This is a genomic window from Bradyrhizobium sp. 215_C5_N1_1, assembly GCF_052075935.1.
Taxonomy (GTDB): Bacteria; Pseudomonadota; Alphaproteobacteria; order Rhizobiales; family Xanthobacteraceae; genus Bradyrhizobium; species Bradyrhizobium barranii.
On record NZ_CP197228.1, the window covers coordinates 3,206,686 to 3,228,237 of the forward strand.

The 21,552-nt window shown below is 63.7% G+C and carries 22 protein-coding genes; 10 read left to right on the forward strand and 12 right to left on the reverse strand.

Annotated elements, in window-relative coordinates; all coding sequences use genetic code 11:
- Positions 1-64 precede the first annotated feature (64 nt).
- Positions 65-622: an SET domain-containing protein gene (locus tag AB7G19_RS15010; protein ID WP_071912271.1), complete on the forward strand. Its 558-nt coding sequence runs from the start codon at positions 65-67 to the stop codon at positions 620-622.
- Positions 623-772: 150 nt separating this feature from the next.
- Here AB7G19_RS15010 and AB7G19_RS15015 read toward each other — a convergent pair whose 3' ends face one another.
- The 10 genes from AB7G19_RS15015 to AB7G19_RS15060 all read right to left on the reverse strand — a co-directional run bounded on the left by AB7G19_RS15015 (position 773) and on the right by AB7G19_RS15060 (position 10,248).
- The gene (locus AB7G19_RS15015; RefSeq protein WP_354130348.1) at positions 773-1,171 is read right to left on the reverse strand and encodes a hypothetical protein; all 399 of its coding nucleotides are present in this window, start codon (positions 1,169-1,171) and stop codon (positions 773-775) included.
- Between the two features lie 37 nt (positions 1,172-1,208).
- Positions 1,209-1,439, reverse strand: a complete 231-nt coding sequence (locus AB7G19_RS15020) for a hypothetical protein (RefSeq protein WP_014494050.1) — start codon at positions 1,437-1,439, stop codon at positions 1,209-1,211.
- Between the two features lie 382 nt (positions 1,440-1,821).
- Positions 1,822-2,877 carry a threonine aldolase family protein gene (locus AB7G19_RS15025; RefSeq protein ID WP_085404242.1) on the reverse strand — a complete coding sequence of 352 codons (1,056 nt, stop codon included), beginning with the start codon at positions 2,875-2,877 and terminating at the stop codon, positions 1,822-1,824.
- A 17-nt stretch (positions 2,878-2,894) separates the two neighbouring features.
- Entirely contained in the window at positions 2,895-4,532 is a 1,638-nt protein-coding gene (locus tag AB7G19_RS15030; RefSeq protein ID WP_085404243.1) for an ABC transporter permease, read from the reverse strand.
- A complete protein-coding gene (locus AB7G19_RS15035; protein ID WP_354130347.1) occupies positions 4,529-5,590 on the reverse strand; it encodes an ABC transporter ATP-binding protein in 1,062 nt (353 codons plus the stop codon). Before AB7G19_RS15035 ends, AB7G19_RS15030 begins: the two co-directional genes overlap by 4 nt.
- A 4-nt stretch (positions 5,591-5,594) precedes the next feature.
- Positions 5,595-6,602, reverse strand: coding sequence for an extracellular solute-binding protein (locus AB7G19_RS15040; RefSeq protein ID WP_354130346.1), 1,008 nt, complete (start codon positions 6,600-6,602; stop codon positions 5,595-5,597).
- A gap of 31 nt (positions 6,603-6,633) precedes the next feature.
- Positions 6,634-7,812, reverse strand: a complete 1,179-nt coding sequence (locus AB7G19_RS15045) for a pyridoxal-phosphate-dependent aminotransferase family protein (RefSeq protein ID WP_063982312.1) — start codon at positions 7,810-7,812, stop codon at positions 6,634-6,636.
- The gene (locus AB7G19_RS15050) at positions 7,809-8,306 is read right to left on the reverse strand and encodes a LeuD/DmdB family oxidoreductase small subunit (protein WP_038956051.1); all 498 of its coding nucleotides are present in this window, start codon (positions 8,304-8,306) and stop codon (positions 7,809-7,811) included. The genes AB7G19_RS15045 and AB7G19_RS15050 overlap by 4 nt, the downstream gene beginning before the upstream one ends.
- Positions 8,303-9,565, reverse strand: coding sequence for a 3-isopropylmalate dehydratase large subunit (locus AB7G19_RS15055; RefSeq protein WP_063982313.1), 1,263 nt, complete (start codon positions 9,563-9,565; stop codon positions 8,303-8,305). Before AB7G19_RS15055 ends, AB7G19_RS15050 begins: the two co-directional genes overlap by 4 nt.
- A 2-nt stretch (positions 9,566-9,567) precedes the next feature.
- A complete protein-coding gene (locus AB7G19_RS15060) occupies positions 9,568-10,248 on the reverse strand; it encodes an RraA family protein (protein ID WP_085404248.1) in 681 nt (226 codons plus the stop codon).
- 90 nt (positions 10,249-10,338) lie between these two features.
- On the opposite strand from AB7G19_RS15060, the gene AB7G19_RS15065 reads away from it, so the two are divergent.
- Complete coding sequence (locus AB7G19_RS15065; protein ID WP_441267914.1) at positions 10,339-11,073, forward strand: IclR family transcriptional regulator; 735 nt, start codon at positions 10,339-10,341, stop codon at positions 11,071-11,073.
- Between the two features lie 232 nt (positions 11,074-11,305).
- Here AB7G19_RS15065 and AB7G19_RS15070 read toward each other — a convergent pair whose 3' ends face one another.
- Both AB7G19_RS15070 and AB7G19_RS15075 read right to left on the reverse strand, forming a co-directional pair.
- Positions 11,306-11,893 (reverse strand): ANTAR domain-containing response regulator, encoded by a 588-nt coding sequence (locus AB7G19_RS15070; RefSeq protein WP_085404250.1) that lies wholly within the window; start codon positions 11,891-11,893, stop codon positions 11,306-11,308.
- Complete coding sequence (locus AB7G19_RS15075; RefSeq protein WP_063982316.1) at positions 11,890-13,065, reverse strand: transporter substrate-binding domain-containing protein; 1,176 nt, start codon at positions 13,063-13,065, stop codon at positions 11,890-11,892. The genes AB7G19_RS15070 and AB7G19_RS15075 overlap by 4 nt, the downstream gene beginning before the upstream one ends.
- 409 nt (positions 13,066-13,474) lie before the next feature.
- Here AB7G19_RS15075 and AB7G19_RS15080 point away from each other — a divergent pair, with 409 nt between their 5' ends.
- The 8 genes from AB7G19_RS15080 to AB7G19_RS15115 all read left to right on the forward strand — a co-directional run bounded on the left by AB7G19_RS15080 (position 13,475) and on the right by AB7G19_RS15115 (position 21,466).
- Positions 13,475-14,875, forward strand: a complete 1,401-nt coding sequence (locus AB7G19_RS15080; protein WP_354076163.1) for an amidase — start codon at positions 13,475-13,477, stop codon at positions 14,873-14,875.
- A gap of 17 nt (positions 14,876-14,892) precedes the next feature.
- Positions 14,893-15,891 (forward strand): acetamidase/formamidase family protein, encoded by a 999-nt coding sequence (locus AB7G19_RS15085; protein WP_354130345.1) that lies wholly within the window; start codon positions 14,893-14,895, stop codon positions 15,889-15,891.
- Between the two features lie 58 nt (positions 15,892-15,949).
- Positions 15,950-17,167: an urea ABC transporter substrate-binding protein gene (locus AB7G19_RS15090; RefSeq protein ID WP_084795064.1), complete on the forward strand. Its 1,218-nt coding sequence runs from the start codon at positions 15,950-15,952 to the stop codon at positions 17,165-17,167.
- 98 nt (positions 17,168-17,265) lie between these two features.
- Complete coding sequence (locus AB7G19_RS15095; RefSeq protein WP_028151201.1) at positions 17,266-18,132, forward strand: ABC transporter permease subunit; 867 nt, start codon at positions 17,266-17,268, stop codon at positions 18,130-18,132.
- A gap of 12 nt (positions 18,133-18,144) precedes the next feature.
- Positions 18,145-19,218, forward strand: coding sequence for a branched-chain amino acid ABC transporter permease (locus AB7G19_RS15100; protein ID WP_085404253.1), 1,074 nt, complete (start codon positions 18,145-18,147; stop codon positions 19,216-19,218).
- A 2-nt stretch (positions 19,219-19,220) separates the two neighbouring features.
- Positions 19,221-19,940, forward strand: coding sequence for an ABC transporter ATP-binding protein (locus AB7G19_RS15105; RefSeq protein ID WP_085404254.1), 720 nt, complete (start codon positions 19,221-19,223; stop codon positions 19,938-19,940).
- On the forward strand, positions 19,930-20,655 hold the full coding sequence (locus AB7G19_RS15110) for an ABC transporter ATP-binding protein (RefSeq protein WP_038942017.1): 726 nt from the start codon (positions 19,930-19,932) through the stop codon (positions 20,653-20,655). Before AB7G19_RS15105 ends, AB7G19_RS15110 begins: the two co-directional genes overlap by 11 nt.
- A 49-nt stretch (positions 20,656-20,704) precedes the next feature.
- On the forward strand, positions 20,705-21,466 hold the full coding sequence (locus AB7G19_RS15115; protein WP_028158375.1) for an SDR family NAD(P)-dependent oxidoreductase: 762 nt from the start codon (positions 20,705-20,707) through the stop codon (positions 21,464-21,466).
- Positions 21,467-21,552 lie beyond the last annotated feature (86 nt).

A 21,552-nucleotide genomic window follows, 5' to 3' on the forward strand; every position in this document is an offset into this window, starting at 1 on the left:
ATCGTTCTAGAAGGGCGCCTTCCGCTGCGCTTACCGCGCTTCGTCCGCGACATCTCATTCGATCATGCCAGCCATCGCTTCCAGCAAATCCTATCGCGTCGGCCGTTCCAAGACCGGACTTGGCCTCTTCGCCACCATGCCGATCAAGAAGGGGACCCGGATCATCCGTTATTTCGGACCGATCCTGGACTCCAGAATTCCCGCGCACGACGAAATCGAGAACAAATATCTGTTCGAGCTCAACAACCGCTGGACCATCGACGGTTCGGTGCGCAAGAACCTCGCCCGCTACATCAACCATTCCTGCCGGCCCAACGCCGAGTCCGACGTCCGGCCGCGCGAGCGCAAGGTCTTCATCCGCGCCATCAGGAACATCGAGCCGGGCGACGAGATCAACTACGATTACGGCACCGACTACTTCAAAGCCTATCTGAAGCCGATCGGCTGCAAATGCCCTTCCTGCGAGGCCAAGCGCAAGAAGTTGCGTGCCGAGGCCCGCGCTGAACGCACCAAGGTGAAGGCGCGCACGGAAGCCAAGGCCAAGAAGGCGGGCGCGAAGGCCGGCAAGAAGAAGCTCAACGGCCATGCCGTTGGCAAGAAGAACGGTCGCGCGCGGGCATAGCACGAGGTCGAGCCCCCAGCTCCGCTGTCATGCCCCGGCCTTGACCGGGGCATCCAGTACGCCGCAGCCCGTCCGCATACGTCTACTGTCTCTGGAATACTGCGTCGCCCGGCCAGGCCGGGCGACGACTGCGAGTGGTCGAGCCGAACCTCACGCCGCCACCACATTCCCGCTCTTCCGCAATCCCACATATTGCAGCTCGGCAAACACGCCGGTCGCAATCGCCTGCGCGACGACCATGAGCTCGCCGCCGATGTTCGGCGACACCGCGCCCGAGAACAGCAGCGCGATGCTGCCGACCGTCCAGGCCGCGTTGCCGACCACGACCAGCAGCACGAGCGGCCTCGGCGCGGAGGCACGCGAGGCAAGGCAGCCGACCAGCGCGGTGTAGGCGATCAGGAACAGGCCGGTCTCGCGCAGCAGCGCTTCAGGCAAGTTGAACAGCGATGCGAACGCGCCGGCGCCGAAGGTGAAGCCGACGGCGGCGACGCCGCTGAAGATGGCGTCGGCGAGAAGCGCGCGGCGCAGGAAGGTGGATGCGTCGATCATCGTGGTCTCCATGGTTGGGTTGGGCTTTGGGGTGAATTCAGTGCCGTCCGCGCCACCAGGCGCGGAGCAGGCGGGCGAGGCGGAACGGGCAGAGGCTCTTGCCGACGCCGTGCTCGAAGGCTGTGACCTGCGCGACGACATAGTGGCCGGTCGAATGCACCAGGGGCTCGGGCATGTTGAGGCTGCGTGCCAGCATGCGGGTCGCGAGCGTCACGGCCCAGGGAACAAGGTGGTCTGCGATGGTCCGGTAGAGCAGCAGCGCGATCATGGTCATCTCCTGTCGCGACCGAAGATGCGCCGTGGCGGGGACCAATTCGATTACCTCGCGGGTAAAAAATGCGCCCGTTCGCGACAGTCCTAAGGTGTTCGATGCTGTTCGCGAGGTGCGCTCAGGCTGGTCACCGTGCGCAGTCCCGAGACCATCGCTCTACTGGAAAGATGGGCCGGTTATTTGAAGAAGCGTTCCGACAGGCTCTACCGGCAAGACATCAGGCGCCCTGATGTGCTTGCCTTCTTTCGGGCGATGCAGGCTGAAGGCAGGTTGGAGACCCGTGACCGAGTCCACAGTATTGGTGAGCAAGTCTGCGACTACGCCGACCTCGAAGGTGATAGTTACAATCCGTTCCGTGCATGCAAGAAGCAGCTCACTATCAACGTCTCGACACCGCGCGATCGACGAGCGCGATGACCTCGTCGGCTTCCTGTTCGGTGCTGTCAAAGCGAGCCACGAATCGGATTACGTCCTGGCCCCGTCGCGCGAATTGCAGCCCGCTCGCTGCAAGACGGTTGATGGCCAAAGCGGGCAGGTTGATGAAAACCAGATTGGCTTCCACTGGCGCAATGAGCTGAACGTCGGGCAGCGCGGCGAGACCCGCTCCAAGACGCGCGGCCACGGCATTGGCCTTCGCCGCGAGCCGCAGATAAAGGCGATCCTCGACGTAGGCGAGCAGCTGTGCAGACGCAAAGCGCATCTTCGACGAGGTCTGGCCGGCGCGGCGAAGCCGATAGGACAGGGATTCGACGAGATCCTGGTCGAACACCACGATCGCATCCGCCGACATCACCCCGTTCTTGGTCGCCCCGAAGGACAGGATGTCGACGCCGGCGCGCCATGTCATGTCGGCCGGGCTGCAATCGAGCCGCGCCAGCGCGTTGGCGAACCGGGCGCCATCCATGTGCAGCGACAGATTCCTGTCGTGGGCGATTGCTCCGATTTCGGCGATCTCGGCGAGGGGATAGATCGTTCCATATTCGCTGGCCTGAGTGATCGACACCGCATCGGGCTGGGAGCGATTGCGGACTCCCCAGGCCGCCTGGCCCAGCGCCTGGCGCAGGCTCGACGGCTCGATCCGAAAGTTTCGGCCGGACATGGCGACGAGCTTCGCGCCGCCTGTGAAGGCTTCGGTCGCGCCGCCTTCCGCGGTGTGGATATGCGCCTCTTCGTGACAATAGATGGCGCCATAGGGCCGCGCGCAGCTCGCGAGTGACAAGGCGTTGGCCGCCGTACCGGTCGAGACCGGGAACACGGTGACCGCGGTCTCGAACAGCTCCGAGAAGCGCGCATTCAACAATCTCGAATAATCGTCGTCCCCATAGGCGGCGGCCGGGCCGCGATTGGCCTCGGCGATCGCTCGCAGAATCTCGGGGCAGACCGGCGCGACATTGTCGCTGCGGAAATTCGGGAGCGTCGGGGCTGCTTCGTTCATACCGTCCTGTCCTGCCGTCATATCACGGTTGATTCCTGCTTGTTGATGCGCCGGTTGATCAGGAGCAACGGGATTGCGGTGACGAGGATAAGCACCGCGGCCGCGGCGGCCGCCAGACCCGCGCCGGTGCCCTCGATGGCATGGTACATCACGACGGTCGTGGTGACCCAGCCGCTCGCATAGAGCACAATGGTCGCGCTCAACTCGGATGCCGCGGTGATCCAGACCAGTACCAGCCCGCCGACAAGGCCGCTGGCCATCAACGGCACGGTCAGGGTCGCGAAGGTTTTGCTTGGCGAGACCCCGAGATTGATCGAGGCTTCCTCGAGCGAAGGATCGAGCTGGTGCACGATTGCCGAGGACGACCGGATCGCGAAGGGGAGCTTGCGGACGACATAGGCGATGACCAGGATCAGCCAGCCGCCGGTCAGAATCAAGGGACCGCTGTTGAACGCGATGATGAGCCCGATCGCCAGGATCGTGCCCGAGACCGCAAACGGTACCATGCCGACGAAATCTAGCAATCCCGACAGGCGCGAGCGGTGCCGGGCCACGACATAGCCGATCGGAGCGCCGATCAGCATGGTGACGACGGCCGCGATGCTGGCGAGCGTCAGCGTGTTGAGCAGCGGCCGATAGGAGCCCGACAATAGGGTGGCGTAATTGCCCAATCCGAACTCCCAGGTCAGGACAGGGCCGCGAAAGCGCAGGAGGGAGATCATCAACACGGCCGCGAACGGCAGCAGCGAGGCAATCACAATGCCCCAACTCACGATCGTGGCCGTGAGCCGCAGTCCCGGCGTCAAAGGCAGCTTCGCGGGCGCGCTGCGGGCATTGGTCGAAAACCGGCGCTTGCCGAGGTAGTGCCGCTGAACGAGCAGCGCGATCGCCGTGCAGGCGATCAGGAGCACGCTGAGTGCGCCCGCCGCGGCCGGGTTGGCATCAGATTCGCCGGCGAACAGCTTGAAGATGTCGACGGCCAGGAACGGCCGGTCCTCAGCCAGCACCGCTGGCACGCCGAAATTCTCCAGTGCCTCAATGAACACCAATAGTCCGCCGGCAAGGATCGCCGGCATCACGATGGGCAGCAGCACGGTGCGGATCACATAGGGCCGTGAGCCGCCGAGATTGCGGGCTGCCTCCTCCATCGAGGCGTCGACTGCCTGGAATCCGGCCAGCACGGGCATGACGACGTATGGATAGAGCGTCAACGTGAACACGATGACGATGCCGGGCACGCCGTAGATCGATCCGATCGGGATGCCGATCCCGCGCAGAGCGGTGGTGACGACGCCAGCATGGCCGAACAGCAGCACAAGGGCGTAGGCGCTGACGAACGAGGGCAGGACCAGCGGCAAGGACGCAAGCGTCAGCAGCAGCGCGCGGCCCGGTATGTCGATCCGGGCAAGACAGAAGGCGAGCGGGATGCCGATCGCGCATGCGAAGGCCGTCGCGAGCGCGGCGCAGAGCAGACTGTTGCCGATGCTGCCGAGGTAGTAGCGGCTCTTCACAATCGCCGCATAGTTCCCAAGTGTCAGGCCGCCCGTGCCGTCGATCCGAAAGCTTGCATCCAGGACGAGCGCCAGCGGGTAGAGCAGAAACACCGCGAGCAGCACCAGCGCCGCCAGCGTCACGATGGTGGCAAAGCGTTTCATGGCGCCGGATACGCCGTGATCTGGGCAGGGTCGTAGGCAAGGGTGAGCGGCGCGCCGGGCAAGAGATCGAGCGCCTGGCCGCCGAGCGCCGCAATCCGAATCTGGGTGCCGTCGGGCAGGGTTGCGTGGAGGCGTTGTACCGGGCCGAGAAATTCACGCAGCGCCAGACGCGCATGCACAAGCGAGCCACCGGAACCGTCTCGCAGCTGCAGGGCCTCCGGCCTGACCGACAGCAACACCGGCGCGCCCGGCGCTGCGACCTCGCCTCTGACCGTGAATTCCGTTCCGGCTGCTGCGACAGGAGTGTTACGGCCGTCGAAAGCTCCCGCGATGCCCGGCACCATATTGGTCGAGCCGAGGAATTCGGCGACGAAGGCAGTCTGCGGCATCCGATAGATGCGCTCCGGCGTGTCCACTTGCTCGATCTTGCCGTGACGCAAGACGGCGATGCGGTCGGAGATGGCGAGTGCCTCCTCCTGATCATGCGTCACGTAGATCGCAGTCAGGCCGAGCGCCTGCTGCAGCTGCCGGACCTCGATCCGCATTTCGGTGCGCAACTGCGCGTCGAGGTTGGACAGCGGCTCGTCGAACAGGAGCACGGCGGGCTCGATCACGAGTGCGCGGGCGATTGCCACGCGTTGCAGCTGACCGCCGGAGAGCTGGTGTGGTGACCGCGGACCGTAACCTGCAAGGCGCACCCGCTCGAGCGCCTTGTCGACGCGCGATGCGATCTCGGCAGCCGGAACCTTCCTGGCCTTCAGCCCGTAGGCCACGTTTTCGGCGACGGTGTGGTTCGGGAAGATCGCGTAGTTCTGAAACACCATGCCGGTGTCGCGGCGATGCGCGGGCAGAGCATCGATGCGCCGGCCGTCGAAGCAAATGGAGCCGGATTCGACGTCGACGAAGCCTGCGATCATGCGCAGCAACGTCGTCTTCCCGCAGCCTGACGGCCCAAGCAGCGTGAACAGCTCGCCATGCTTGATGTCGAGCGAGATGTCGTCCACGGCCCGCACCGCGCCGAAGGTACGGGTCAGGTTTTCAATCCGGATCGCGGTCATCGGATCAGCGCGTGTTCTGGATCGTGGTCTTCAGCCGCGCGAGGGTGTCGCGACGGGCCGCTTCCCATTTGGTGTCGTCATAGGGCAGCACCTTGACCGCCGCAAACGGCAGCATCCCCGGTGCGACTGCCTCGAGCTCGATATCCTGACGGGCAGGGCGCCGGAACGTCGCCTTCAGCAACATCTCCTGGACTTCCTTGCTGGCCAGATAGTCGACCAGCCGTTTGGCAGGCTCGGGGTTCGGTCCGCCTTTCAGGATGGCCGCGCCTTCGACGCCCGCATAGGTGCCCTCGGCCGGATAGGCGACGCTCACCGGCGCACCGTTATGGGCCCACAGGAAGCCGGCATATTCGAGCGTGATGCCAAGCGGATATTCGCCGCTGCCGATCCCGTCGAAGACCTGGGTCGAGCGGTTGAGCACCTTCGCATTCGCAAGCAGCCCGTCCATCTTGGTCCAGGCTGCGTCGTCCGCGCCCCACAGCGAGAGAAGCGTGGTCGCGGCCGCATATGAGAATCCGGAATTGGCAGGGTCGGTAAAGGCGAGCTTGCCTTTCCATTTCGGATCGAGGAGGTCTGCCCAGGCTTTGGGCCCGCTGGCCTTGTCGATCGCCTTGGTGTTCTGGCCGATCACAACGACCTGGATGTTGGTGCCCAGCCAAAGGTCGTTTGGATCGCGAAATTGCGCCAGCACGGCTTCGCGGCCCTTCGCCGCGTAAGCCTGAAGGTGCGGGCTCGCCAGCCGCAGCAGCGTCGCACTGACGCCCCAGATCACGTCGCCCTGCGGATTGGCGGCCTCGGACGCGACGCGGCGCACCAGCACACCTGATCCGGTCGAGACCACGTCGACCTTGATTCCGGTCGCCTTGGCGAAGCCTTCGGCTACAAGCTTGTTCACGGTGTCGTCGTTGGCCGAATAGAGCACGACGTTCTGCTGGGCCGAGGCCAGCTCGGCCGCGAACAGCGATGCCGCGAGCGTCACGACTCGGGCGAGGATGGAGGCAGGAGATCTCATCGTGGTTCGCCCTCGTGGGTTCAGCGATTGCTCATGCGGTTGCGGCGAGGTACTCGGTGGCCGCCTTGAGCCCGGCGCCGGGTTCGATCGGCAGGCCGAACTTCGTGAGTGCGTCCTCGAGATGCAGAAGGTCGGTCAGAATGGTCCCCGCGCTCAAAGCACCCATCGTGCCAAACCGGATGACACGGCCGGAGAGACGGTTGCGGGCGCCTGCGATCACCGTGCGGTGATCCTGGTAGAGCTGCCGCACGATGGCTCCGCCTTCGAGCCCGTCGGGGACCTTGAAAACCACGACCGTGTTCGAGCGTGGCTCATCGCGGCAAAAATCTGCGAGTCCAAGCGCCGCGCCGCCGGCGCGCAGCGCGGCGGAGAGCTTCTTGTGGCGCGCGAGCACATTGGCGAAGCCTTCCTCGTGCATCATCGTCAAGGCCTCACGCAGGCCATAGATGAGGCTCACCGGTGCCGTGAACGCGGTCTCGTTCTGCTCTGCGGATTTCAGCGCGCGACGGAAATCCCAATAGAAGGCCGATCGCTGCTCGTCCTGCCCGATCACGCGCCACGCCTTGGCGCTGACGCTGGCAAGTGCGAGGCCGGGCGGGCACATCAAGGCCTTTTGCGAGGCCGAGACGACGATGTCGACGCCCCATTCGTCCTGCCGCATCGCGATGCCGCCGAGGCCGCTGACGGAGTCTGCGATGAGCAGTGTTGGCCGGTCGCGCACCAGTGCGCCGAGCGCCGCGAGATCGGCCACGATCCCGGTCGAGCTCTCATTGTGCACGACGACGACGGCGCGATAGGCGTGCTCGCGCAATCGGGCTTCCACCGCGGCGACATCGATCGCCTGGCCCCATTCGATCGCGACCGTGTCGACGGTGATGTTCATGGCCTTGGCGATCGTGGTGAAACGCTCACCGAACTGACCATGCTCGACTACGAGGATCCGATGGCCCGGTCCGGCCACGTTGACGAGCGCAGCCTCCATAACGCCGGTTCCGGAGCTCGCAAAGAACAGGATGCGGTTCGTCGTGCCTAAAATCGGGCGGATCATCTCCTCCGCCTCGCCGATTGCAGTCCGGCATTCGGGTCCGCGATGGTTGACCATCACCCGAGCCATCGCCTGCCGCACCCGCTCGGGCACTTCGGTTGGACCGGGAAGCCGAAGACGGTATCCCGTCGAGGCAATGGCGCTCGGAGTGTCTGTGGTCGTCATAGCTTGAAGTCACCGTTTTGACGCATGTAGGGAACGAGGCCGCCCGCGCGCAGGATCGCCAGCATGATCGGCGGCAGCGGCTCCGGGCTGAGCGTCTCGCCGCTGCGTTCGTTGCGGATCGCGCCGGTGCCGTCGGAGATCAGGATGTCGCCCTCGCGAATCCCGCCGGTATCGCAGACGAGCGGCAGCAGGCCGTTGTTGATCGCGTTGCGGTAGTAGGTGCGCGAGAAGCTTCGGGCCAGCACCGCCGGAATGCCGGCGCCGAGCACTGTTGTGACGGCGACTTCCATGGCTGAGCCGCAACCGAAATTCTTGCCTGCCACCAGGATGTCTCCGGGTTGCACAGAGGCTGCAAAGGTCGGATCGACATGCTCGAACAGGAATTGCCTGAGAACGGCGGGGTCGAGGCTCTCCCGCTTGCGGGTCGAGCTGATGATGGAGTCGGTGTTGACGTCGTCGCCGACAAGTCGCGCGCGTCCTCGCAGGGCTGTCATCGCGACACCTCGCGAGGATCGGTCACGACACCGCGGGTCGCGGCGGCTGCGCAAGCTGCCGGGGAGGCGAGATAGATCGATGCCTTGGCGTTGCCCATGCGGCCTTTGAAGTTGCGGTTGGCGGTCGAGATCACCGAAACCCCGTCGCCGGGGATCACCCCGCAGGTCCCGCAGCAGGAGCCGCAGCCCGGCTCGACCACGGTGGCGCCGAAGCCGACCAGGGCGTCGAGCGTGCCATCGGCCGCCATGGCGTCGCGGACCTCGCGCGATGCCGGCGTGACCACGAGCTGCACGCCGGGCGCGACGCCTCCACCCGCCTCGAGCACGGCGAGGGCTTGATGGAAGTCGCGTAACCTGCCGCCGGTGCAGGTGCCAAGATAGACCATCTGTACCGGCGTGCCGGCCGCATCCTCGAGCGCCACGACCTGATCCACCAGATGCGGCAACGCGATCCGCGGCGTGAGGGCGTCGACCGCAATCTCCACGGTCCGGCTGTAGTGCGCATCCGGATCCGCTGCGACCGGTTCGAAAGCTTGGCCGGTGCGGCCCTGCAGATAGGCGACGGTTTCAGCATCGGCCGGGAAGATGCCGGTCTTCGCGCCCATCTCGACCGCGAGATTGCTCAGGACGAGGCGGTCCTCCAGCGCGAGGGTGGCGACACCCGGTCCCGCGAATTCGAGTGCCTGATAGGCGGCACCGTCAGCGCCGAGCATGCCCGCGAGGGCCAGTGCGATATCCTTCGCATAGACGCCGCTCGGCAGTTGTCCGGTCAGGACGACGCGGATCGAATCCGGCACGCGCAGCCAGATCCGGCCACACAGCATGACCGCGGCGAGATCGGACGAGCCGATCCCGGTCGCAAAGCAATTCAGTGCCCCGTATGTCACGGCATGGCTGTCGGCTCCGACGACCAGACCACCCGGCAGAGCGCGGCCCGTCTCCACGATGAGCTGGTGACCGATTCCTTCACCGGCTTCATGCAGCGTGACGCTGAACCGCCTGGCGAAGTCCCGCATCACGCGGTGCAGCTCGATCGTCTGCGGGCTTGTCGGCGGCACGTAATGGTCGAGCGCAAAGACCAATCGGGCGGCATCGCGCACGTTCTCTCCGCCCATCGCCTTGAAATAGTCGAGCGCCATCGGGACCGAACCGTCGGTGCCGAGCGCGCAATCGACCTCGCAGACCACGAGGTCCCCGGCGTGCGCATCCTGCCCGGATTTTCGAGCGAGGATCTTCTCGGAGATCGTACGCCCGGCCATCGCTAGACCTCTGGCATCTCGCAGCCGAGACGTCGGAGCGAGGCGTCGACCCAGCTACGATCGAGCGTACCGGCTTCGATCGCCGCCATTTGCTTGGTCTCGGCAGACTGCTTGGCTTCGGCTGCCTCGATCACCGCTCGGCAATCGTCGATGGCGACGGCTAGCACGCCGTCGTCGTCGCCCAGCACCAAATCGCCGGACTGGATGACCATGCCGCCGATCGCGATCGGTCCGTTGATCTCGCCCGGACCGTCTTTGTACGGACCGCGATGGGTGACACCCGCCGCGAAAACGGGAAGGGGGTTTGCCCGGATCGCAGCGGCATCGCGGATCGCGCCATGGATAACGATGCCGGCGACGCCGCGCCGGGCGGCCTGCGCGAGCATCATCTCGCCGAAGATTGCGTTGCTGAGGTCGCCGCCCGCATCGACCACGATGACGTCGCCGGCAACCGCGATGTCGAGCGCTTTGTGGACCATCAGATTGTCGCCGGGGCGCGTCTTCACGGTCAAAGCGGGACCGGCCATGCCGCCAGCCGCATGCATCGGCCGGAGCGTGGCGCCGCCAGCGGCCATGCGCGACATCACATCGCTGATGTTGGCGACCGGAAGGGCGCGAGCCCGTTCGACCCATTCGCTTGCGACAACACGCTTGCGGGAAAGGATCCTGAACCCTACGGCCATATCAACCCCATTGAAAATGGAACGGCGTTACGCATAGTGTAACGGTGACGAGCCGAGGTCAACCGAAAATCGGCAGGACAGGGATTTTCGATGCCCAAGACGCAAGGGGTCGCCGCCGTGCAACGGGCGTTGGCGATCCTGGATACCTTCGCTGGAGCCGGGTCGCGCAGCCTGACCGACATCGCCAAGATCACGGGCTTGGCGAAACCGACCGTGATGCGCTCGCTGGTGTCGCTGGATGAAGCCGGCTACGTCGTCCGCCTCAGCGACGGCCGCTACGCGCTCGGCGCAAAGACATTCCAGCTCGGCACCACCTATCGGGCCAATTTCAATCTCGAACAGCATGTGCTGCCGGTCCTTCAGCGGCTAAGCCAGGAGACGTTGGAGAGCAGTGCGTTCCACGTGCGTGAACGCGATAGCCGGCTCTGTCTGTTTCGGGTGGATTCGCCGCAGCTCGTGCGCGACGTCGCGCGGCCCACAAACCTCGCGCCACTCGATTTGACCTCGACGGGACAAGTGCTGCGGACGGCGCGCTGGGCAGACCGCACGGATGGCGGCGTGCAGGTCTTCGTCAGTTCCGGAATCTACGACGCTGTGACGGCCTCCCTCTCCACCGCCGTTTTCGGCCACGACGGAGCGCTGGTGGGCGCCATGACCGTGAGCGGCCCAATCGAACGCATCCGTCAGGCCGACCTCCAGGCGCTGGCGTCCCGGCTCACCGACGCTTCGTATCGGCTCTCACTTGTGCTCGGCGCGCCATTGCGCCGCGAGGTCGGCGCGCCGCGGATCATCAGTCTGCCATCGGCCGAAACAGGCTCTCCCTGACGCCGCCCCGTTCGGGGCAGGGCACTATTTTCGACCGGCAAGCTCGTGAATAGACTCCGCTCAGGTCTTGTACAGACTGTAGAGACTGGACTCCAAGCTCGCCTCCGCAACTCTGAATCCGGTCACGATGTCCTCGCGAAACTTGAGCCATTCGGCGTAGATCAGCCTACGCCCCACCATTGCCGGTAGGTCAGGCGAAGTGCGGTGAGGAATACACACGTATGGAAGTGAGCTAGCCGGTTGCGCGCGGGAGCATGCCCTTGGCGGTAATCTCCGCCGAAAGTTCTTCGATCGTCTTGCGTTGTTCCATGGCGGCTTTGCGGATCAGCGCAAAGGCGGCTGGTTCTGCGAGCGCGTGCGAGTGCATCACCTGGAGAACGGCGGCGAGCACGACGCGACGCGACCGAAGACGCTGCTCGAGCTTGAGCACCTGCTGCTTCAATTCGCTGGTGCGTTCGCTTCGCTCGATTGCCATGACGAGCGCCGCGTAGATGCCGGCCGAACGCAACGGCTTGACCAGGAACGAGGCTGGATCGAGCTCGAACACTAGCTTCAGCCGGCTTGGCGTTTCGGTGCCGAGCAGGGCGATGACCGGGCAGCGTCCCAGGAACGCGCGTCGTGCCGGTTGCGTCAAAGGCAGGAACTCGTCATCGATCAACGCCAGATCCGGCGCGAAGTCGATCGCCTCTGTCGGCTCCCACGCGATGCTGTCGACCCCAAGACGCTCGAACTGGCGTCGCACGATGGTTGCGTCGCGTTCGTCCTTGATGGCGACGATTGCCTTACGCCCGCGCAGCGAAAATGAAGACGGTCTGCTCATTTTACAACCCGCAAATGCGGCGCATTCGGCAATGCGCCGCCCGCCGAGGTCTCCCTCGAAGGGCTGACGGCAACGTCGAGCTGCGTCAGGTAAGGATCAGGCTTAACAGGCGCGTCGGCTTCCCAGAAGATATCAAACTGTCCTCGCGGATTGGAAACGGCAAGCCGCGGTGTAAGGACGCAATGATTGTTGCCGCCGTCGATCCAGACCGGTCCTTGCGGCGAATTGTAGCGATGGCCGGCCGCGGCGCGCCGCACCTCGGCGATGTTCGATGTGCCAGCGCGCTGCAACGCGCGCGCCAGCAGATAGACGGCGACATAGGCGGACTGCCCGTCGACCGAGGGGCTGCTGTCGTCGCCATATCGCGCCTTCCAGCGTGCAACGAATGCGCGGTTCTCCGGCAGGCGGATGCTCTCGAAATAGGCCGATGACGTGATGCAGCCGGCCGACGCCGGTCCGACGATCGACAGTTCCGGTTCGCACAGGCTGCAGCTCAGCATCGGAATCTCGAGCCCGGCGGCCTTGGTGCCGGCGTGGAAGGCGCGAATGAAGTCGTAGCTCGAGCTTCCGACCAACGTGTTGAAGACGATCGGCGGCTTGCGGCGGACGATCTCGTCGACGATGTGCCCAACGGCGCTTTCGCCGAGTTCGAGCAGCCGTTCGGCCAGGATGTGGCCGTCTGCCGCGCTGACCAACTCCCGGGTGACGCGATTGGTCTCCCATGTCCAAACGTAATTGGAGCCGACGCAGAAGATCTCCCGTGACAGATTGTCGAGCACGTACCGGACGAGCGGCAGGACGTTGTGATTGGGCGAGGCGCCGACATAAATGACGTTGTCGGAGCACTCGAAGCCCTCGTAGCGCGCAGGATACCAGAGCAGGCGATCGGTGCGCTCCACGATCGGCAGAACTTGTTTGCGCGACGCCGACGTGTAGCAGCCGATGATGTGCTCGACGCCGACATTGCGGATGAGATCGTCGCAGACCGTATGGTATTCGGAGATGATGCCGCGAGGATCGCGGATATGAGCGGCAATCGAGAAGCCGAACTCCGTCTGGTTGTTGATCTCGTCGACCGCCATCATCGCGCTCTTGAGGATCTCGCGGCCCATAGCCTGATATGGCCCGGACTGTGAGCAGATGATGCCAACGGGAACAGACGGTTTTGTCATTGACGACTTTCGGTAGTGCAACGCGAAGATGAAATCATCATCGGCGATGACAGTGCAAGTGGCTTGCCGTTTTGCTGCGCAGCACTATCGAAATTTAGGCAGAGAGCATCGTTGACAATGCGATGGGCAGTTACTTAGACTTTTCTCCTACAGGGCTACCTGTCGAACCTCGCGTGCGCCGATCTGGCCGATGACGTCCAGCTCCTTGCACTAAGTGCTTCGTTCGATTGCGGCCCCTAAGCGATAGATCATAGCCGCGGCATTTGAGCCATTCGTCGCCTCATTCGGGAGGGACGGGTGGCTTTTTTCGTTTGCCGCCAAGGAAGCTGGCGATGCGTCCGCGTCGCCAGAACGGTGACGCATGCGCGGAGACGACCGCGCGTCACATCGAGTGTGAGGATGAAGAACGATGGCGGCAACAGATCTCCACTATCTCGGACTCGTCGACGTCGGGCGGAAGATCCAGGCGAAGGAGCTGTCGCCGGTCGAAGCGACCAAAGCGATGCTCGGGCGGATCGAGAATCTCGACGGCAAGCTCAAGAGTTTCGCTTATGTGATGGCTGACTCGGCGCTCGCGGACGCTGCCACGGCCGAGAAGGAGATCGCTTCCGGCAAGATCAAGGGCCCGCTGCATGGTGTGCCAGTGGCGGTCAAGGATCTCTGCTGGGCCAAGGGCGCGCCGGCGGCCCATGGCATGACCATTCATCGAGATTTCCGTCCCTCCGAGGATGCAACGGTAGTTGCGCGGTTGAAGGATGCCGGCGCCATCATCCTCGGCAAGCTGCAGCAAACCGAGGGCGCCTACGCCGATCATCACCCGAAGATCGACCCACCGAAGAACCCGTGGAACGCGGATCTCTGGCCCGGCGCATCCTCGAGCGGCTCCGGCGTCGCTACTGCGGCGGGCCTCTGCTTCGGCTCGCTCGGCACCGATACGGGCGGATCAATCCGCTTTCCGTCCGCGGCTAACGGCGTCACCGGGCTCAAGCCGACCTGGGGACGCGTCAGCCGCTACGGCGCATTCGAGCTTGCGGCGACGCTGGATCATATCGGCCCGATGGCAAGGAGCGCGGTCGATTGCGGCGCCATCCTCGGCGTGATCGCGGGTCAGGACCCCAAGGATACGACGTCGGTTCCGCTGCCCGTGCCTGACTATCTCGCCAGTTTGTCCGGCGACCTTCGCGGCGTGACGATCGGCGTCGACCGGCGCTGGACCAGCGAAGGCACCGATGGCGATGCGGCCAGGGTGTTGACCGAGGGTCTGCGTGTAGCGGCCGATCTCGGCGCGAAGATCAAGGAGATCACGTTCCCCGATCCCAAGGCGGTCATCGACGACTGGTTCCCGCTGTGCGGCATCGAGGTCGCCGTCGCGCACGAGGACACCTATCCCGCGCGCAAGGACGAGTACGGCCCGGCACTCGCTGGTCTGCTCGATCTCGGTCGGCAGCAGTCCGGCATGGACTATCAGAAGATCGTGCTCCGGCGCGAAGCGTTTCGTGGCGCCGTCCGCCTTCTGTTCGAATCGGTCGATCTCCTCGCAGTGCCGGCCCAGGCATTCGCCGCGCCCACGCTCGCCAAGATGGCGTCGCTCGGCGAGGACGCCTCGCTGATCGCAGGCTTGCTTCGCTTCACATGCCCGTTCGACATGACGGGAAGCCCGACCGTGACGCTACCCGGCGGCTTCGCCGCGAATGGCGGTCCGGTTGGCTTCCAGTTCGTCGGTCGTCATTTCGATGAGGCCGGCCTCGTTCGCGCGGGCGATGCGTTCCAGCGCGTTACCGACTGGCACAAGCGTCATCCCGGGATCTGAGTTGAGGAGCCGATCATATGCCCGCAGAAGACTGGTTGAAGAATTCCATCATGGCCAGGCGTGCGGTCGCAAAGGGCGCGACCGGCGCGACGCACAGTCTGACCATCGAGCAGCAGGGCAGCTTCCACTACGTCTACGGTCCCTACGCCACGCCGACCCTGTCGATCGACCCGGGTGGAGTCGTTGTCGTCGAGACGGAAGATGCCTTCGGCGGCGTGCTCACCAAGGAGAGCGACAGCCCCACGGCCAAACTGAACTTCCCCTATCTCAACCCGCAATGCGGGCCGATCGCCGTCAAGGGCGCCAAGAAGGGCGATTGCCTCGCGATCTACATCCGCGACGTCGAGACGCGGGGTGAACAGCCGGCCGGTACGACCTGCATCATTCCGGAATTCGGCGGGTTGGTCGGAACAAGCTCGACGGCGCTGCTCAATCCGCCCCTGCCGGAGCGCGTGAAGAAGCTGCATGTCGACAGGAACGGCATACGCTGGAACGACAAGATCACGCTGCCCTACGAGCCGTTCATCGGCACCATCGGCGTCTCGCCGGAGATCGAGGCGATCTCGTCGCTGCAGCCTGACTACCACGGCGGCAACATGGATCTGCCCGACGTCGCGCCTGGCGCGATCATCTACTTCCCGGTGCATACCGACGGCGGGATGCTCTACGTCGGCGACTGCCATGCGACGCAAGGCGACGGTGAGCTCTCCGGCGTGGCGCTCGAGCAGCGCGCGACCGTCACGCTGCAGGTCGACCTGATCAAGAACTGGAGCTTTGCCTGGCCGCGGCTCGAGACCAAGGACTTCATCATGACGATCGGCAGCGCGCGTCCGCTCGAGGACGCGGCGCGTATCGCCTATCGCGAGCTCGTGCGCTGGATGGCGGCCGACTACGGCTTCGACGAGATCGACGCCTACATGCTGCTCAGCCAAGCCGGGCGGATGCGCCTCGGCAACATGGTCGACCCTAAATACACGATGGGAGCATCGATCCTGAAGAATTACCTCAAGCCATGACATCCAGTCGCTTTCAGAAACAGGGGATATCACGATGAGTTCGGGACGCAAGTTAGGGATGGTTTTGCTCGGCGCCATGCTCGGTACCGCAGCGGCAATGACCGTTGCTCGGGCCGCGGAACCACCGTTGAAGGTGGGTCTGCTCGAGGACGTGTCGGGCGATCTCGCCTTCATGGGCATGCCGAAGCTGCACGGCTCGCAGCTGGCCGTCGAAGAGATCAACAAGAGCGGCGGTATCCTTGGTCGGCAGATCGAGTTGATTCACCTCGATCCGCAGGGCGACAACGCGCGCTATCAGGAGTTCGGCCGTCGATTGCTCAACCGCGACAAGGTCGACGTGCTGATCGGCGGCATCACCTCGGCCTCGCGCGAGGCGCTGCGTCCCATCGTCGATCGCACCTCGACACCGTACTTCTACACCAACCAGTATGAAGGCGGTGTCTGCGACGCCAGCATGATCAGCATGGGCGCGGTGCCGGAGCAGCAATTCTCGACGCTGATTCCATGGATGGTCGAGAAGTTCGGCAAGAAGGTCTATGTCATCGCCGCCGATTACAATTTCGGTCAGATTTCCGCGGAGTGGAACCGCAAGATCATGAAGGATCTCGGCGGCGAGGTCGTCGGCGAGGAGTTCATTCCGCTCGGCGTGTCGCAGTTCGCGCAGACCATCCAGAACATCCAGAAGGCGAAGCCGGATTGGTTGCTCACGATCAATGTCGGCGCTGCCCAGGATTCATTCTTCGAGCAGGCGGCTGCGGCCAACCTCAATCTGCCGATGGGATCGTCGATCAAGGTCATGCTCGGCTTCGAGCACAAGCGGTTCAAGCCGCCGGCGCTTAACAACATGCATGCGACTGCGAATTGGTTCGAGGAGATCGACACGCCAGAGGCTACCGAGTTCAAGAAGCGCTGGCACGCGAAATTCCCTGACGAGCTCTACATCAACGACATGGGCTACAATGCCTATAATGCGCTCTACATGTACAAGGCGCTGGTCGAGAAGGCGAAGTCGATCAAGCTCGACGACATGCGCAAGGTCATCGCGACCGGCGATGCATGCATCGACGCTCCCGAAGGCAAGGTGTGCATCGATCCGAAGAGCCAGCACACCTCGCACCGCATGCGCCTGATCTCGGTCGGGCCGAAGCATGAGGTGAAGGTCGAGAAGGACTATGGGACGATCCAGCCGTACTGGCTTGGCGAAATCGGTTGCGATCTCACCAAGAAGAACGACAAGGACCAGTACACGCCGAGCCATCTCCCGAAGAAATCGTGACGCCTGACGGGCACGGATTTTGCTCGTATTGAGAGTTGTGCTCTTGGACAAGGCCGGCGCCGCAACGATGCGGCGCCGGGATCGACAAAGGGACCAAGATGTCGGCTGAAGTATTCTCGGTATTCTATCAGTTCGCCGACGTGTTCGCGTTCCTCATTCTCTCGGCCGCAGGTCTCGCTATCGTGTTCGGCATGATGGGCGTCATCAATATGGCGCATGGCGAGTTCATCATGTGCGGCGCCTATGTCACCGTTGGCCTGGTGAATCTGGGCGTTCCGCTCGCGATTGCCCAGATCCTGGCCGCGCTGACGGCGGGACTCATCGGTGTCGCCGTCGAGTTCCTGATCGTGCGGCGCTTCTACAAGCGGCCGCTGGATTCTCTGCTCGCCACTTGGGGGCTCAGCCTCATCGTGACGCAATCGATGCTCCTGATTGTCGGTTCAGCCGTGCGGGGCATCGGAACGCCCGAAGGAAGCTTCGCAATCGGCGGCTACACGTTTTCGACCTATCGTCTGGTTCTGTTCGGTTGCGCGGTGGCCGTGCTGGGCGGTCTCTACATCGTTTTCATGAAGACGCGCTTTGGTGTGATCGCCCGGGCGACGATGCAGAATGCGGCGATGGCGAAGGCGCTGGGCGCGCGAACGGGCCGAATCTATTCGATCAGTTTCGGGATCGGCACCGGCCTTGCCGGACTTTGTGGGGCGCTCTACGCGCCAACGATGACGCTGATCCCGACCATGGGGGCGACCTTCGTGGTCGAAAGCTTCGTTACGGTCGTAATTGGAGGGGCAAACGTGCTGCTCGGAACAGCGCCGGCCGCTGTGTTCCTGGCGATGATCCGGATGGCGCTGAACGCGAGCTACGGCCAGATCATCGGACAGATTGGCATGCTGGTCGCCGTTATTTTGATCATTCGGGTGTTGCCCGAGGGGCTCTCCAGCGTTCTGGTTCGTCGTGGGCGCTAAAGGGAATTTTTGATGTTCAAGCTGCTGGAAGGACCGCAGACGCTCGGACGTGGCAAGATCTTCTGGTCCTGCTTCCTTGCAGTGCTCGCGGGCGCACTGACATATCCGCTGTTCGCCGACTCCTATGATGTGGGGAATTTCGCCTATTTCCTGATCTGGATATTCATGGCGCTCGGCCTTTGCCTGATGTGGGGCTATGGCGGGATGCTGTCGTTCGGCCAGACCTTGTTCTTCGGCATCGCCGGTTACGGATATGGCGTGCTCGCGATTAACATGGGCGGCGGCACCGCAACGATCGCCGCGCTTGCGCTGTCCGTTGTCCTTGCGATGGTGGCGGCCGGCATCCTCGGCTATTTCATGATCTGGGGTGGCATCAACGGCATCTTCTTCGGGATCGTGACGCTGTCTGCGACGCTGGTGCTTGCCTTCTTCCTCGGCCAGACCGCGGGGCCCGAATGGCACATCGGCCCGGCGCGGCTGAATGGCTTCAACGGCATGAAGGGCATGGACCCGCTCGCCGTCGGCGACTTCTATATCGAGGGATCGGCGCTCTACTACGTCATGATCGCGCTGATCGTGATCGTCTATCTCGCGTTGCGCATGCTCGTGAATTCGGGCATCGGCAACGTCATCGTGGCGACGCGCGAGAACCCGCAGCGCGCCGAGATGCTGGGTTATGACGTCCGGAAATACCAGCTCCTGACCTTCGTGATCGGCAGCGGCCTCGCAGGGCTGAGTGGTGCGCTGTACACGTCCTGGGGCCAATTCATCACGCCGTCCAGCATCGGCCTGCCTGCGGCGGCGATGCCCATCGTATGGGTGGCTTTCTCCGGACGGAGCGATCTGACCGCAACTCTGGTCGGATCGTTCCTGCTGCTGTTCGGCTTTCAGACCATCACGGTCTACAGCCAGCAGGCAGCACTCGTGCTGATGGGAGCGCTGCTGCTCGCCACGGTGATGCTGGCGCCGCAAGGTTTTGTGCTCGGCATCGGCAAGCTTGCTGCCGATTGGTGGAGCGGACGTCGGCGGCGCGATGATAGCCCCGTCATGGCGGAGGCTGGTCGCTTGCACCCGGAAGAATCCTGATCATGGCGCTGGTCGAAGTCAAAGGCGTATCCAAGCGTTTTGGCGGATTGACCGCAGTCTCCGACGTCGACCTCACGGTCAACGCCGGCGAGGTCCACTGCCTGATCGGACCCAATGGCGCCGGCAAGAGCACATTGTTCAAGCTGATCGTGGGTCTCTACCCGCCGAGCCAGGGCAGCATCCTGTTCGATACCGTCGACATCACCAAGGAGCGTCCCTACGCACGCGTGCAGCGAGGCATGAGCATCAAGATGCAGGCTCCGAGCGTGTTCAAGGAGCTGCCGGTTCGGCAAAACATCCAGACTGCGCTCCAGGAACGACTGTCCGGCGCGGAACGCATCGCCGAGGAGGATCGCCTGCTGACTCTGCTCAACCTGGGGCCGGACAGCGATAAGCTCGCGGGTGCGCTGTCGCATGGCCAGCAGCAATGGCTCGAGATCGGGATGGCGCTGGCGCTGAAGCCGCAACTCCTGCTGCTGGACGAGCCGACTGCCGGCATGTCGCCGGAGGAAACCTTCAAGACCGGCGAGTTGATCAAGTCGTTCAATGCAGAGGGCATGACAGTTCTTGTCGTCGAGCATGATATGGCCTTCGTGCGCCAGGTCGCCCAGCGCGTCACGGTGCTGCATCTCGGCAAGATTTTCGCACGCGGCGATCTCGAAAGTATTTTGCAGGACGCGAAAGTCGCGGAAATTTATCTCGGTAAGACGCATGCTCACTGAACCCAATCCCACGGACCGGATTCTGGACGTATCGGAATTATGGGCGGGATACGGTGCGACGCCGATTCTGCAGGGCGTCACCATGTCGGTCTCCCGCGGCGAGATTGTCGGCGTGATCGGCCGTAACGGTGTCGGCAAGTCGACCCTGATGCGGTGCCTGATCGGTTTGCTGCAAACCTGGCGTGGCACGATCAGCTTCATGGAGCAGGACGTAACAAAGCTCGAAGCCGACGCGCGGGCGAGGGCGGGCTTCGGCTACATCCCGCAGGGACGCGATGTCTTTCCGCAGATGACCGTCGAGGAAAACCTGCAAGTCGGCGAGTTGATCGGCGGTCCCGGCGGCAAGAAGCTGCCTGAACTCGTCTATGAGTATTTTCCGCGGCTGAAGGAACGCCGGCGGCAGGCCGCAGGCACGATGTCGGGCGGCGAGCAGCAACAGCTCGCCATAGGCCGCGCGCTGATCGGCAATCCGTCCTTGATGATCCTGGACGAGCCGTCCGAGGGTATCCAGCCCTCGATCGTCCAGCACATCTGCGAGGCGCTGAGATCGTTCCGGAACGAGCTCGGGACCACCATCATCTTCGTCGAGCAAAACCTCGACACGATCCTGGCAATCGCCGAGCGTTGTTACATCATGGAGAAGGGCAAGATCGCGCAGTCGCTGGCGGGTGGCGAGGTTAACGAGGACAATGTCCGCGAGCAGCTCCTGCTCTGAACGGCCGCATGGCATGTTTTCAAGTCGTCAATAGAGGGAGGGAATGGACATGGATCTGGGACTCAAGGGAGCAAAGGTTCTCGTCACCGGCAGCACCAAGGGGATCGGTAGGGCGATCGCCGACACATTCGCGGCAGAAGGCGCGGATGTCGGCATCTGCGCGCGCAACCAGGCCGACGTCGATAGCGCAGTCGCCGCGATCAAGGCGAAGGGCGTCGCTGCCTTCGGTAGTTCGGTCGATGTCTCCAACGGCCCGGCGCTCAAGGCCTGGGTCGAGGACATGGCCTCGAAACTCGGCGGCATCGACGTCGTCGTCGCCAATGTCAGTGCGCTGTCGATCGGACAGGACGAGGAGAGCTGGGAGAAGGAATTCTCCACCGACATGATGGGCACCGTGCGGCTGGTCAATGCGGCGATGCCGTATCTCGAGAAGAGCAAGGCCGCGGCGATCGTGACCATCTCCAGCGTTTCAGGGCGGGAGGTTGACTTCGCGAGCGGCCCCTACGGCACGTTCAAGGCCGCCATCATCCACTATACGCAAGGTCTCGCCTTCCAGCTTGCCAGCAAAGGCATCCGCGCCAATTCGGTGTCGCCGGGCAACACCTATTTCGAGGGCGGTGTCTGGAATCAAATCAAGGACGGCAATCCCGAGCTTTACAAGACCGCGCTGGCGCTGAATCCGACCGGCCGCATGGGCACGCCGCAGGAAATGGCGAACGGTGCGGTGTTCCTTGCCAGCAAGGCAGCGAGTTTCATCACGGGGACCAACCTCGTGGTCGACGGTGCCCTCACGCGCGGCGTGCAGTTCTAGGCGCTCCCTGAGTAGCGCAGTCACGAAACCGGGCCGTCTGCGGTGCCGGTGGGCGAAGCCGTTTCCGACAACAGCAGGACAGTCAG